Annotated in this window: 11 protein-coding genes; 5 read left to right on the forward strand and 6 right to left on the reverse strand. The window is 69.7% G+C overall.

Annotated features, from left to right (window positions below):
- Window positions 1-130 precede the first annotated feature (130 nt).
- Window positions 131-979, forward strand: coding sequence for a prephenate dehydratase (locus JW805_16910; GenBank protein MBN2973690.1), 849 nt, complete (start codon window positions 131-133; stop codon window positions 977-979).
- Between the two features lie 53 nt (window positions 980-1,032).
- Here JW805_16910 and nudC read toward each other — a convergent pair whose 3' ends face one another.
- From nudC to JW805_16925, 3 genes are read right to left on the reverse strand one after another with little or no spacing between them, the layout of a single operon-like run.
- The gene (gene nudC / locus JW805_16915; protein ID MBN2973691.1) at window positions 1,033-1,899 is read right to left on the reverse strand and encodes an NAD(+) diphosphatase; all 867 of its coding nucleotides are present in this window, start codon (window positions 1,897-1,899) and stop codon (window positions 1,033-1,035) included.
- Window positions 1,896-3,224: a beta-lactamase family protein gene (locus tag JW805_16920; GenBank protein ID MBN2973692.1), complete on the reverse strand. Its 1,329-nt coding sequence runs from the start codon at window positions 3,222-3,224 to the stop codon at window positions 1,896-1,898. Before JW805_16920 ends, nudC begins: the two co-directional genes overlap by 4 nt.
- On the reverse strand, window positions 3,224-4,282 hold the full coding sequence (locus JW805_16925; protein MBN2973693.1) for an A/G-specific adenine glycosylase: 1,059 nt from the start codon (window positions 4,280-4,282) through the stop codon (window positions 3,224-3,226). Before JW805_16925 ends, JW805_16920 begins: the two co-directional genes overlap by 1 nt.
- Here JW805_16925 and JW805_16930 point away from each other — a divergent pair.
- The 4 genes from JW805_16930 to smc all read left to right on the forward strand — a co-directional run bounded on the left by JW805_16930 (window position 4,281) and on the right by smc (window position 9,802).
- On the forward strand, window positions 4,281-4,811 hold the full coding sequence (locus tag JW805_16930) for a DUF721 domain-containing protein (GenBank protein ID MBN2973694.1): 531 nt from the start codon (window positions 4,281-4,283) through the stop codon (window positions 4,809-4,811). The two genes, JW805_16925 and JW805_16930, sit on opposite strands and share 2 nt — an antisense overlap.
- Window positions 4,811-5,482: a thioredoxin domain-containing protein gene (locus JW805_16935; GenBank protein ID MBN2973695.1), complete on the forward strand. Its 672-nt coding sequence runs from the start codon at window positions 4,811-4,813 to the stop codon at window positions 5,480-5,482. Before JW805_16930 ends, JW805_16935 begins: the two co-directional genes overlap by 1 nt.
- Window positions 5,483-5,510: 28 nt before the next feature.
- Window positions 5,511-6,257 carry a thioredoxin domain-containing protein gene (locus JW805_16940; protein ID MBN2973696.1) on the forward strand — a complete coding sequence of 249 codons (747 nt, stop codon included), beginning with the start codon at window positions 5,511-5,513 and terminating at the stop codon, window positions 6,255-6,257.
- 122 nt (window positions 6,258-6,379) lie between these two features.
- Complete coding sequence (gene smc, locus JW805_16945; protein MBN2973697.1) at window positions 6,380-9,802, forward strand: chromosome segregation protein SMC; 3,423 nt, start codon at window positions 6,380-6,382, stop codon at window positions 9,800-9,802.
- 126 nt (window positions 9,803-9,928) lie between these two features.
- Here the strand turns inward: smc and ribA are convergent, their stop codons facing one another.
- From ribA to JW805_16960, 3 genes are all read right to left on the reverse strand, one after another.
- Window positions 9,929-11,044 carry a GTP cyclohydrolase II gene (gene ribA, locus JW805_16950; protein MBN2973698.1) on the reverse strand — a complete coding sequence of 372 codons (1,116 nt, stop codon included), beginning with the start codon at window positions 11,042-11,044 and terminating at the stop codon, window positions 9,929-9,931.
- Window positions 10,975-11,763 carry an exodeoxyribonuclease III gene (locus JW805_16955; protein MBN2973699.1) on the reverse strand — a complete coding sequence of 263 codons (789 nt, stop codon included), beginning with the start codon at window positions 11,761-11,763 and terminating at the stop codon, window positions 10,975-10,977. Before JW805_16955 ends, ribA begins: the two co-directional genes overlap by 70 nt.
- 342 nt (window positions 11,764-12,105) lie before the next feature.
- A complete protein-coding gene (locus tag JW805_16960) occupies window positions 12,106-12,717 on the reverse strand; it encodes an outer membrane lipoprotein carrier protein LolA (GenBank protein ID MBN2973700.1) in 612 nt (203 codons plus the stop codon).
- Window positions 12,718-12,734 lie beyond the last annotated feature (17 nt).

Here is a 12,734-nt window from a genome sequence, read left to right on the forward strand (position 1 = left end):
CGCCCGTTTGGAAAAGAGTTGTAAGTCCCCCCGCCCTTAAAGCGCAGGATTGCCCATCGCAAGCATGGCGATTACGCGGCCTGCGGTTATGGAAAATTACGCGCCCCCCGCGCGCCCGATCGTGGCGCGAATGACTGAAGCGGCCAGAAGCGAGCCGAATCGTGCCGTCGCCTTTCAGGGGGCGCCGGGCGCCAACAGCCACGTCGCGGCGATGGAGGCCTTTCCCGATGGCCTGCCGCTGCCGTGCTTCGACTTCGCCGACGCGATCGAGGCGGTGCAGACGGCACAAGCCGACTGCGCGATCATCCCCATCGAAAACTCGCTCCACGGCCGCGTCGCCGACATGCATTTCCTGCTGCCGGAATCGGGGCTGGTCATCACCGGTGAGCACTTCCTGAACATCCGCCACGCCCTGCTGGCGCTCGGTGATCGCGTCGAGGTGCGCGAGGCAATGAGCCACCCGCAGGCGCTGGGCCAATGCCGCCACTGGCTGCGCGAGGCGGGGATCAAGCCGGTCGCCTATCCCGACACCGCCGGCGCAGCGGCGGTGGTCGCGGACCTGAGGGACCCGGCGATCGCGGCACTGGCCCCGCCGGCGGCGGCGAAGCTCTATGGGCTGACCGTTCTGGAAGAGGATGTGTCGGACGCCGCGCACAACGTCACGCGCTTCGTGACGCTCGCTCGCGCAGGCCGGCCGGTCGAGGGCGCAGGGCCGTTCATCACGACGTTCGTGTTCGAAGTGAAGAACATCCCCGCTGCGCTCTACAAGGCGCTGGGCGGCTTTGCGACCAACGGCGTCAACATGACGAAGCTGGAAAGCTACCAGCGCGAGGCGCGGTTTTCGGCGACCGAATTCTACGCGGATATCGTCGGGATGCCTGGCGACGCGGCGGTCGATCGGGCGATGGATGAGCTGCGCTATCATTCGAAATGGGTGCGGGTGCTGGGGACGTATCCGCAGGCGCGGGTGCGGGGGTAGGTCAAGGGGGCGGGCGATCTTTTGAAGCCCTCTCCCCTTCGGGGGAGAGGGCTTTAGATGGCAGCCCATTCTTCCAGCAGCGTCCGCGCGATCGCGTAGGGCGGTGGCGGGAGGAACTTTGCGTCCTCCGCCCCCGCCAACGCCGCCCGAACCTCATCGCGGGTCACCCAGAAGGCATCCTCGATCTCCTTCGTATCGATCGTCAGCGCATCGCTCTCCGCCGTCGCGATCGCCGCGAGCATCAGCTGGCCCGGGAACGGCCAGGGCTGGCTGGCGAGATAGCGGACGTCGGACACGCGCACGCCGGCTTCCTCGAACAGTTCGCGCGCCACCGCCTCCTCCAGCGATTCGCCCGGTTCGACGAAGCCCGCCAGCGCCGAATAGCGTCCTGCAGGCCACGCCGCCTGCCGCCCGACCAGCGCGCGGCCGTCATATTCGGCAAGCATGATCACGACCGGATCGACGCGCGGGAAATGCTCGGCGCCGCAATCGGGGCAGGACCGTGCCCAGCCGCCGCGGATGATCGCGGTCGCAGCCCCGCAGTTGGCGCAATAGCCGTGGCGGGCGTGCCAGCCGGTCACGCTGCGCACCGTGCCGAAGATCGCCGCGTCCCCGGGCGGCATCGCGTCGAGCATTCGCATCAGCGCGCCCGACCGCGCCGGCGCGGCGGTGTCGCCCACGCAGGCTTCCGCGAAATAGGGCCGCTGCTCGGCATCGAGGCCAAGGAAAATCGGCGTACCCTGGACGTTGGCGATCGATGTCCAGGCGATAGCGCCGTCCGCGTCCACCGCCGGGTCACCATTTTCCAGCCGCATCAGCCGCGCGCGTGGATCCGCCAGCGCCGCCGCCAGCGCCGGCTCGTCGCTCCGAACGGGATCGGCGCGGTCGAGCCAGGCGCCGGTGAAGCCGGTCGCGATCACCGGGCGCGCGCGTCGGCGTAGAGCGCCTTAACCACGTCGCTGCGCACCGGCCAGCGATCGGCGGGAAAGTAATTGACCATCACCGTACCGCGGATCTTCTTGACCGGATCGACCCAGGCGACGGTGCCGGCCGCCCCACCCCAGCCATAGGTGCCCTTGCTCGCCCCGCCCGGCACGTCGGCGAGATACACCGATCCACCCGCGCCATAGCCCATCGTCGGCCCCTGCGTGCCGCCCGTCGCACCGCCGACACCCTGGAAGGTCACGCCGGGCGGCAGCAGGTTCGAGAGCGCGAGACGCACCGTCTGCGGCTTCATGACGCGCACGCCGTCGAGCATACCCTCATTGGCCAGCATATGGAGGAAACGGTCATAGTCGCGTGCCGACGATACCAGCCCGGCGCCGCCATAGGGAAAGCTCGGCGGCTGGGTGAAGGCCGACGCCTTGGCCGGATCGAGCGGAGTCAGCGTCGTGCCGGCGATCAGATAATTGTCGGCGAAGCGGCCGATCTCCGACTGGGGCACGGTCCAATAGCTGGAGCGCATCTTGAGCGGGTCGAACAGCCGCGTCTGGACGAAGCGTTCGAAGGCCATGCCCGACACCTTTTCGACCACCGCGGCAGTCAGGTCGAGCGCGATCGAATATTCCCATTTCGTGCCCGGCTGAGCGATCAGCGGCGCCTGGGCGACGCGCTTGGCAAACTCCTGGAGCGACTTCGGCCGGGCGAGCTTCGCCTGCGCCTCGACCGCGGCGTTGATCGCGCCCGGCAGGAGCCCGAGGCGCTCATACTCTTTGAGCAGCGGGCCCTTGGCCGAGATGTTGTAGCTCAATCCGGCGGTGTGGGTCAGCAGCATGCGAATGGTGATCGGCCGCGTCGCGGGCACCGAAGCGAGCGCGGTGTCAGGGCTGGTCAGCACGCGCATCTGCTTGAATTCGGGGTAGATGTCGCTGAGCGGCTGGTCGAGCGTCAGCTTGCCATCCTCGATCAGCAGCATCGCCGCCATCGCGGAGATCGGCTTGGTCATCGAATAGATGCGCCAAAGGGTGTCGGGACCGGCCTTTGCCGCGCCGGGGTCGAGCGAGATCCGCCCGGCCGATACGAAGAGCGGCGCTTCGTTACCGCGACCGACGGCGGCGACGATGCCCGGCATCTTCCCGTCGGCGACATAGCCGTCGAACAGCGTCTGCAGCGCGGGATGGGTGCGGGTGTCGACCAGAACCGGGGGGGCCGGGCGCGGCTGCGGGTTGCGCTGCGCTTCCCACCCATGCGCCGCTACCGTGCTGCCCACCGCCAGCGCCAACGCAATCACGAGCTTCGACCGCATCAATCCCTCCGAAACATATCCGCTGCCTTTGCGAACAGGGTCGGCAGGCCTGCATCCGCCAGGCCCGCGACCGGCCACCATTCGCCGCCAGCGCCCGCTTCCTGCGCCTCCACGCGCGCCACGGCAAGCCGGCAGATCAGGCGGAAGTGGGTGAAGACGTGGACGATCCGATCGTCCCGCCACTGCCAGTCGGCCTGGGCGGGGGCGCCGTCGAGTCCGGGGTCGTCCGCAACCCACGGCCCGGTCGGCAGGGCGCGCATGCCGCCGAGCAGGCCTGTATCGGGTCGGCGGACGAGGAGCACGTCGTCGCCGCGCGCCAGCCAGAAGATGGTGCCGTAGCGGGTCGGCTTCGCCGCCTTCGCCTTTTTCGCCGGGAAGGCTTCCGGGTCGCCGGTCGCGACGCCCGCGCAGTCGTCGCGCAGCGGACACAACAGGCACTTCGGCGCCCGCGCGGTACAGATGGCCGAGCCGAGATCCATCATCGCCTGCGCGAAATCGCCGGCGCGGTCGTCGGGCGTGACGGAATCGGTCAGCGCGCGAATGTTCGCCCCATCGTCCGCGAACAGCCGCGCTACGACCCGCTTCACATTGGCGTCGATCACCACCGCGCGTCGGCCGAAGGCGATCGCGGCGATCGCGGCGGCGGTATAGTCGCCCAGGCCCGGCAGGGTGCGCAGTTCGGCCTCGCTGTCGGGAAAACGTCCGCCGTGATCGGCGACGACCGCGCGGGCGCATTTCAGCAGGTTGCGGGCACGGGCATAGTAGCCCAGCCCCGCCCACGCCGCCATGACGTCTTCGTCCGATGCCGCGGCGAACGTCGCCAGTGTCGGCCATCGCGCGACCCAGGCTTCGAATCGCGGCCGCACGGCGGCGACCGTCGTCTGCTGGAGCATGACCTCCGACAGCCAGACGCGGTACGGGTCGGGCGGCTCGCTACCCGGTGGGCTGCGCCAGGGGAGCGCACGAGCGTTCGCATCGTACCAGGCAAGCAGGCGCGCGGCGATGGGCGAGGAGACCTTTGCGGACACGCGCCCTCTATGGCATGGATCCCTGAGCATGCCGAAGCCTCCCCAACCGAAACCTGTCAAAGCCGAACCGGTTCGCGCCAACCGCGCACGTCAGGTCAGCGAACTGCTGCCCGACGTCGGCCGCGCCGCTTTTCGCCGATTCGGCTTCGTCCAATCGTCGGTGGTGACGCGCTGGGGCGAGATCGTCGGCGATCGGTATGCCCGCGTGTCCTCGCCCGAATCGATCCGTTTCCCGCACGGCGAGCGTGCGAACGGCGTGCTGACCTTGGTCGTGCAGGGCGCGCACGCGACGATGATGCAGCACATCGCGCCCGAGATCATCGATCGGGTGAACCGTTTCTTCGGCTATGGCGCGGTCGCGCGGCTGACGATCCGCCAGGGCGAGGTGAAGCGCGAGGTCCGCCGCGCCCCGCCCGCGGTCCGCCCGGTCAGCCACGAACTGGGCGAATCGCTGCGCACCATCGCCGACCCGGAACTGAAGGAAGTGCTCGCCGCGCTTGCCGCCGGGGTCGAAAGCGCCCCGCCCATCCCCGTCCCCTTCCTTGGAAAGATCAGCTGATGCGCTTGCCCTTCGCTCTCGCTGCCGCCGTGGTGCTGGCGGCCGCCGCGCCGCAGGCGGCCAAGGACTGGCGCACGACCGCCACCGCCACGCCGACGGGCAGCATCGCCATCGGCAATCCGGCGGCGAAGGTGAAGCTGGTCGAATATCTGAGCTTCACCTGCCCGCATTGCGGCCATCTGGTCGCCGAATCGAAGCCGGTGCTGCACGATGCGATGGTCCGCGGCGGCACGGTGCGCGTCGAAACGCGTGCCGCGGTGCGCGATCCGTTCGACCTGGCCGCCTGGTCGGTCGCCAAGTGCAGCGGCCCGGCCCGGTTCGGCGCGGTATCGCGCGCGATCTTCGCCGCGCAGGAAGACTGGATGACGAAGGGCGACACCTATGTCCAGGCCAATCTTGCCGCGCTGAAGGGCATGGGGCAGCAGGCCCAGGTTCGCGCGATCGCGGACAATTCGGGGCTGTCCGCCATCGCGACCCGCGCCGGCGTCGCGCCGGCTGCGCTCAACCGCTGCCTGGCCGACCCCGCGCAGACGAAGCAACTGGTGGCGATGACCGAAGCCGCCTTCGCCAAGATCAAGTCGACGCCCAGCGCCGAGGTCAATGGCGCGCTGAACGACGGCATCAGCTGGGCGACGCTCGAACCCAAGCTGCGCGCGGCCGGCGCCAAGTAATCCAGATTTCCTAGGAGTAATCCCGACGATGCGTTTCCTGACCGTCCTGGCCCTCGCCACTGCGCTCACCGCCTGCGGCGGCGGCAACAGCAGCAACACGACGACCGTCGACAACGTCACCGCCGCGGCACCCGTCGCGGGCAAGGCGGCACCGGCAGGGACCAGCTGGGTCGACACCGTCACCCGCACGCCCGAGGGCGGCTGGCTGATGGGTAACCCCGACGCACCGGTGAAGCTGGTCGAATATGGCAGCCGTACCTGCCACGTCTGCCAGGAGTTCGACGAAAAGGCGTTCACCCCGCTGACGCAGAATTATGTCGCGAGCGGCAAGGTGAGTTACGAATTCCGCGACTATCTGCGCAACGGCGCCGACATCGCCGGTGCGCTGGTCGGTGGTTGCGGCGGACCGGGGCCGTTCTTCACCCTCCTGAACCAGATGTATGCCGACCAGCCGCGCACGCTCGACGTGCTGCAGAAGCTGCCGCAGAGCTATTACGAGGAACTCGGCAAGCTGCCGCTCGGCCAGCAGGCGACGAAGTTCGCGGAAGGTGCGGGCTACCTCGATTTCGTCAAGCAGCGCGGCATCCCGGAAGCGAAGGCGCGCCAGTGCCTGGCCGACACCGCGGAAGCCACCCGGCTGCAGAAGATGAACGAGAAGGCCAACCAGGATTACCCGATCCCCGGCACGCCGACCTTCCTGCTGAACGGCAAGATGCTCGAGAATACGGTCAGCTGGGAACAGGTCGAAGCGGCGTTGAAGGCTGCGGGGGCGTAACTATCGCCCGGGGGGCCGACATAGTCGCCATGCTCCCGCGCAGGTGGGAGCCCAGGGCCAAGAGCGACACGGCTTGCGGCCCTAGGCTCCCGGCTGCGCGGGCGCACGCTTAGGCATATCCCATGCGCATCAAGCGCCTGCGGCTGACCGGCTTCAAGAGCTTCGTCGACCCCGCCGACCTGCGCATCGAACCCGGTCTGACCGGCGTCGTCGGCCCGAACGGCTGCGGCAAGTCCAACCTGCTCGAAGCGTTGCGATGGGTGATGGGCGAGACCAGCGCCAAGTCGATGCGCGGCGCCGGCATGGAGGACGTGATCTTCGCCGGCACCCAGGCCCGGCCCGCGCGCGACTTCGCCGAAGTGTCCGTGCTGGCCGACCAGGTGATCGACGTCGGCACGGGTCAGGCGGAAGAATTCGAGGTCGTCCGTCGGATCGAACGCGGGGCAGGCAGCGCCTACCGGATCAACGGCCGCGACGTGCGCGCGAAGGACGTCGCGCTCGCCTTTGCCGACGCCGCGACCGGCGCACATTCGCCGGCACTGGTCAGCCAGGGGCGGATCGGCGCGATCATCGCCGCCAAGCCCGCCGAACGCCGCGCGATGCTGGAGGAGGCTGCGGGAATCGCCGGGCTGCACGTCCGCCGCAAGGATGCGGAAGCAAAGCTGCGGGCGACGGAAACCAACCTCGCACGGCTCGACGAGGTCATTTCCGACCAGGAGGCCCGCGCCGCGCAGCTGAAGCGCCAGGCGCGGCAGGCCGAACGCTATCGGCTGTTGTCGTCGCAGATCCGCGTGGCGGAGGGGCGAATGATCTTCGCCCGCTGGCGTGACGCGGCAGCGGCGGCCGATGTCGCGAAAGCGGAAAGCAAGGCGGCCGAGGCACTGGTCACCGAGCGATCGGCGACGGTGGCGGAGACGAGCGCGGCGCAGGAGGCAGCGACGCGTGCCCTGGCCGATGCCCGCACCGCCGCGCTTGCCGCGCGTGATCGGGCAAGCGAGGTCGGCCACGCCCTGTCGGCGCTGCGCGCGCAAAAGGCGGCCGCCGAGCGGCGCCTGGGCGAGCTTGACGAGCAGATGGCGCGGCTCGTCGATGACCGGACGCGCGAAGGCGCCCTGGCGCACGACGCCGCCGAGGCGATCGAGCGGTTGATGGCGGAGGGCAAGATGCTCGACGCGCGGATCGCCGACGCGGCAGCGCGACTGCCACAGATCGATGCGCAGCTGGCGGACGCCGAGCGCACGGCACGCGATGCCGAGGTCGCGCTGGCGCAGGCGTTGGCGGCACAGGCGACCGAAGCGGCCGAGGCGCGCGTCGCCGCTGCCGCGCGCGATGCCGCGCGCGGGCGGACCGATCGGGTGCGGCGTGACGTGGCACTGCTCGACCGCGACCGCGCGAGCCTTGCCGATGCCGCACCGATCGCGGCGGAGCGGGACCGGGCGGCGGCCGCCCGGGCCGAGGCGGTCGCGGCGGGTGACGCCGCGCGCACCGTGCTGGAAACGGCGCTGGCCGCCGAACGCACCGCGCAGGACGGGCGCGATGCGGCACAGTCCGCCCGATCGGCCGCACATGCCGAGCTGACCGCGATCGACGGCGAAATGCGTGCGCTGGCCAAGACGGTCCAGCCGAGCCCGCGCGACCGATTGCTCGACCGCGTACAGCCGGCACCGGGCTATGAGCGCGCCTTGGCCGCGGCGCTGGGCGACGATCTCGACGTGGGGCTCGACCCGGCTGCCGAACGACACTGGGCTGGCGCGGCGCCCCAGCCGGGCGATCCGGTCGCGCCCGCCGATACGGTCGCGCTAACGGATCACGTCAGCGCACCGGAGGCAATTGCGCGGCGGCTGGCGCAGGTGTTCGTGACCGCCGACGACGCCGGCCAGCCGCTTGCGGTCGGGCAGCGGCTGGTAACGCGCGCGGGTGTGCTGCGGCGGTGGGATGGCTATGTCGCGCGGAGCGGCGGCGCCGCGGCGGCGGAGCGGCTGGAGCGGGTGAATCGCCTGCGCGCGCTGGAGCAGGCGCGGCCGGCAGCGGCGCATGCGGTGGCCGAGGCCGATGCAACGCTTGTCGCGATCGATGCCGCCGTCGCACAGGCGCGGGCCGATGCGACGATCGCGCGGCGAACGACCGATGCCACCGAACTGTCCGCTCGCGAGGCGACGCGGGCGGAGGATCGGGCGGCGGCGACACTCGAACGACTGGCGGCGCAGCGCGGCGATCTCGATTCCCGCGCCGCGCGATTGGCCGAGGACGCGCAGGATGCCGAGGCGGAGCTGGCGCGGGCGGAGGCGGCGCTCGCGGCGCTGCCCGATGGCGCGGAGACGCGTCTTCGCGTTGCGGCCCTGTCGACCGCGGCGGAGGCAGCGCGCGGGGCCGTGGCGACGGTGCGGGCCGAGCGCGCGGGGGTCGATCGCGACGCCGCTACCGCGCGGGAACGCGCCGCGGCGGCGGCGGCGGAGGCGAAGGGGTGGAAGGCGCGCGCCGGTGAGGCCGCCCGCCGCATCGCCGATATGGCCAAACGCGAATCGACGCTGGCGGAGGAGCGCGCCGGGCTCGCGGCGCGGCCGGGACAGCTGGCCGACCGTATCGCCACGACCGAGCAGGCCGCGGCCACCGCACGCGCCGAGGCCGATGCGCTCGCCGCGGCCGAGCGTGCGGCGGAGACCGCTTTGCGCACGGCCGAGAGCGCGGCACGGACGGCGGCCGAAGCGCTATCGGTCGCGCGCGAGGCCCGCGCCGGTGCGATGGCCCGGGCCGAAAACCAGGAATTGCGCCGGGTCGAGATGGGCCGGTTGTCGGGCGAGCGCTTCGAATGTCCCGCGCCGCTGCTGCCCGAGCGCGCCGGTTTCGAATCCGCCGAGGTCGGTTCGCCCGCCGACGAATCGGCACGCCACGAACGGCTGACTCAGGATCGCGAGCGGATCGGACCGGTCAATCTGGTCGCCGAGACCGAACTCGCCGAACTGGAGGCAGGCGCGCTGACCAATGCCCAGGAGCGAGAAGAATTGGCGCTTGCGGTCAATCGCCTGCGCGGATCGATCGGCACGCTCAATCGCGAGGGGCGCGAACGGCTGCGCGCCGCGTTCGAGGCGGTCGACGGGCATTTCCGGCGGCTGTTCACGACGTTGTTCAATGGCGGCCAAGCGCATCTGGCGCTCGTCGACTCGGACGACCCGCTGGAGGCCGGGCTGGAGATCATGGCGCAACCACCGGGCAAGCGGCTGCAATCGCTGACCCTGCTGTCGGGCGGCGAGCAGGCGCTGACCGCGGTCGCGCTGATCTTCGCGCTGTTCCTGACCAACCCCGCACCGATCTGTGTGCTGGACGAAGTTGACGCGCCGCTGGACGACGCGAACATCGACCGGTTCTGCGACCTGCTCGACCGGATGGTGGCGGAAACCGACACCCGCTACCTGATCGTGACGCACAATGCCGCGACGATGAGCCGCATGCACCGATTGTTCGGGGTAACGATGGTCGAGAAGGGAGTCAGTCGGCTGGTGTCGGTCGATCTGGGCGGCGCGGAGGGGTTGCTGGCGGCGGAGTGACACCCCCGAGCTCACCGCCGTCATCCCCGCGGAGGCGGGGATCAATAGTCGCCGAACGTGCTGAGACTCGCTTTGGTCCGCCAGAATTTGTCCCCGCCTTCGCAGGGATGACGGGACGGGTGAGCGTCAGAGCTGATGTCCGGTCCGGTCCCGCTTCGTCTCCAGATATTTGGCGTTATGCGGGTTCGCCGGCAGCATCAGCGGCACGCGCTCGGCGACCGAAATTCCGGCCGCTTCCAACCCCGCGACCTTTGCCGGATTGTTCGTTAGCAACCGCACGTCGCGCTGCCCGAGCAGGTCGAGCATCCGCGCCGCCACGCGGAAATCGCGTGCGTCGATCGCAAAGCCGAGCCGCGTGTTGGCATCGACCGTGTCGAACCCCTGGTCCTGAAGCGCATAGGCGCGCAACTTGTTGACCAGGCCGATCCCGCGCCCCTCCTGCCGCAGGTAGAGCAGGATACCCCAGCCGCCGCCGGCGATCCTGGCCAGCGCCTCATTGAGTTGCGGGCCGCAATCGCATTTGAGACTGCCGAGCACGTCGCCCGTCAGGCATTCGCTGTGCAGCCGCACCAGCGGCGGCGTGCCGTCGGGGCGGCCGAGGATCAGCGCGACATGCTCGCCGGCGGCCTCGGGCGTACGGAACGCGACGATCTCGGCATCTTCGATCGCCGCGACGGGCAAGCGCGCGCGGGTGGCGATGACGAGACGGGTCGCATCCTCATGCGCGGCGATGTCATCGCGCGTGATCGCGACGTCGCCGGTCTCATCTTCGCGGACGAAAAAAGCCGGCAGCACTCCGGCAACCCGCGCCAGCAGCAGGGCGGCGGCGGCATCCTCGGCGTGCGGCACGGCGATCGCGCGGAAAGGGCCCTTCAGCGGTGTCGCCAGGTCGCGCTGCGGGTCGGCGAGTGCGGTCGCCGTCACGAAGTCGAGCCATGGCGCGCGGTCGATCAGCACCGGCGCATCGGGCACGGCGGCGTCACGCTGGTTGGCAAGCTTCAGCGTTGCTGCACGCCCGGCCGACAGCAGCACCCCGGCCCTGGTCTCGGGATCGAACGCCTCCAGCCGCGCCGTGTCGGCCGTCTCGATCGCGAGCAATGTCAGCGCGCCGACCGATACCGGCCAGCCGCGCCGCAGCGCGTCGATCGCGCGGGCGGTCGCCTTCGCGTCGCTCAAAGGTCGAACTCGGTGATGATGGGGACGTGATCGGACGGTTTGAGCCAACTGCGGCACGGCTCGCATACGCGGTGCGCCACCGCCTTGTCGGCAACCGCGGGGCTCGCCCACATATGGTCGAGCCGCCGCCCGCGGTCCGACGCCGCCCAGTCCTTGGCGCGGTAGCTCCACCACGTGTGGAGGCGCGCGGGGGCGGGGTGGAACTTGCGGCCGAGATCGACCCAGCCGTGCGCCTTTTGCAGCCGGTCGAGCGCTTCGACCTCTACGGCCGTATGGCTGACCGTGTCGAGCAGCGCCTTGTGGCTCCACACATCCTCCGGGAGAGGCGCGATGTTGAAGTCGCCGGTCAGCACCGTCGGCACGTCGAGCGTCTCCGACCAGCGCGTCATCCGCTCGACGAAATCGAGCTTCTGGCCGAACTTCGGGTTCACGTCGCGGTCGGGTACGTCGCCGCCGGCAGGGACGTAGACATTCTCCAGCCGCAGGCCGTTCGGCAAGCGTACCCCGACATGCCGCGCCTCGCCATTCGCCTGCCAGTCGAGCCGGTCGTCTTCGATAAGCGGCACCCGGCTGACGATCGCGACGCCGTGATGCATCCGCTGGCCGTGGATGATGACATGGTCATAGCCCAGCGCCCGGAACGCGGCGGCGGGGAAGTCCGCGTCGATGACCTTGGTTTCCTGCAGGCACAGGATGTCCGGCGATTCCTCGATGAGGAACTGCTCGACGATGCCGATGCGGAAGCGGACGGAATTGATGTTCCAGGACGCGATGCTGAGGGTCATGACGCGCGGGATGTAGGGGATGGTCGCGGGTCGGGGAAGGGTCGTCCCTCTGGCGGCGGCTCGCGCCGCGGTGAAGCCGCGTCGTCGGACGGGGCCGGGACGGCCCCGCCGGCCGTTTCGTTTGCGTGGTCGCGGCGGCACGCCGCGGCCCGCAAACGAAATGGCCCCCGCTCCGGGGGCATGGAGCGAGGGCCGACCTGTCGTTCGTCACGCAGGCTGGAGGGGGGGCCGGATAGGTCCGGGCAACAGGGGGAATCCCGAACGGGAAAGCCCCCGCCTCCGCACGCAAATGAATAGCCGGCTAATCCTGTCCCTCAGATGAACACATTCGTTCATTTTGGCTCAGTTCCGTACCGACCCCCTCTTCGGATCGCGCCATTTGAACGCTTGGTCGCTGACAGGCACCCCGAACTGCTGATTCGACAAGCGGATCGATGTCCGATTGCCCTGGCTATCCAGCGCGACCCAGCCCTGAAGCATCAGCCCGCCCGGCGCGGACGCCTGCTTGGCAAAGATCAGAGTGATTCGCCCGAATTCGGGTCGCTTGGGATCGCGTACTTCCAGACTGACCACGCCGGGATTGCTGGTCGGCTGGACCGTCGCATAGCGCGAGATGTCCTTGTTCGGATCGAGCAGCACGCCCAAAGGCGAATTGCCGACCGGCCATCGCGACTTCTGCCCGACCGAATAGTCGAGGAACCACAGGTCCTTGCCGTCGCCGACGATCAGGATCGGCACGTTCTTCTCATACTGGAACCGCACCTTGCCCGGCTTCTTGAGCGTCACCGTGCCCGTCAGCACCTTTCCGGCGCGGTCGGTCTGACTGAAATTGGCGGTCATCGTCGAAACGGCCTGCAGATGCCGCTGCACCTGCACGATCTCCGGCGCGGTCTGCGCGACGGCGGGCGCCGCCATGGCGACCACCATGGCGGTCAAAAAAAGTGGCTTGAACATGAAAGTCCTCATGAGAG

Origin of the sequence: Roseomonas aeriglobus (assembly GCA_016937575.1) — a bacterium.
GTDB classification, from domain to species: domain Bacteria; phylum Pseudomonadota; class Alphaproteobacteria; order Sphingomonadales; family Sphingomonadaceae; genus Sphingomonas; species Sphingomonas aerigloba.

Excerpts from the sequence above, each read along its gene's own strand:
- JW805_16910 (MBN2973690.1), top strand. The coding sequence starts at position 131 with ATGACTGAAGCGGCCAGAAGCGAGCCGAATCGTGCCGTCGCCTTTCAG.
- JW805_16920 (MBN2973692.1), bottom strand. The coding sequence starts at position 3,224 with ATGCGGTCGAAGCTCGTGATTGCGTTGGCGCTGGCGGTGGGCAGCACG.
- JW805_16930 (MBN2973694.1), top strand. The coding sequence starts at position 4,281 with ATGCCGAAGCCTCCCCAACCGAAACCTGTCAAAGCCGAACCGGTTCGC.
- JW805_16925 (MBN2973693.1), bottom strand. The coding sequence starts at position 4,282 with ATGCTCAGGGATCCATGCCATAGAGGGCGCGTGTCCGCAAAGGTCTCC.
- JW805_16935 (MBN2973695.1), top strand. The coding sequence starts at position 4,811 with ATGCGCTTGCCCTTCGCTCTCGCTGCCGCCGTGGTGCTGGCGGCCGCC.
- JW805_16940 (MBN2973696.1), top strand. The coding sequence starts at position 5,511 with ATGCGTTTCCTGACCGTCCTGGCCCTCGCCACTGCGCTCACCGCCTGC.
- smc (MBN2973697.1), top strand. The coding sequence starts at position 6,380 with ATGCGCATCAAGCGCCTGCGGCTGACCGGCTTCAAGAGCTTCGTCGAC.
- ribA (MBN2973698.1), bottom strand. The coding sequence starts at position 11,044 with ATGCGAGCCGTGCCGCAGTTGGCTCAAACCGTCCGATCACGTCCCCAT.
- JW805_16955 (MBN2973699.1), bottom strand. The coding sequence starts at position 11,763 with ATGACCCTCAGCATCGCGTCCTGGAACATCAATTCCGTCCGCTTCCGC.
- JW805_16960 (MBN2973700.1), bottom strand. The coding sequence starts at position 12,717 with ATGTTCAAGCCACTTTTTTTGACCGCCATGGTGGTCGCCATGGCGGCG.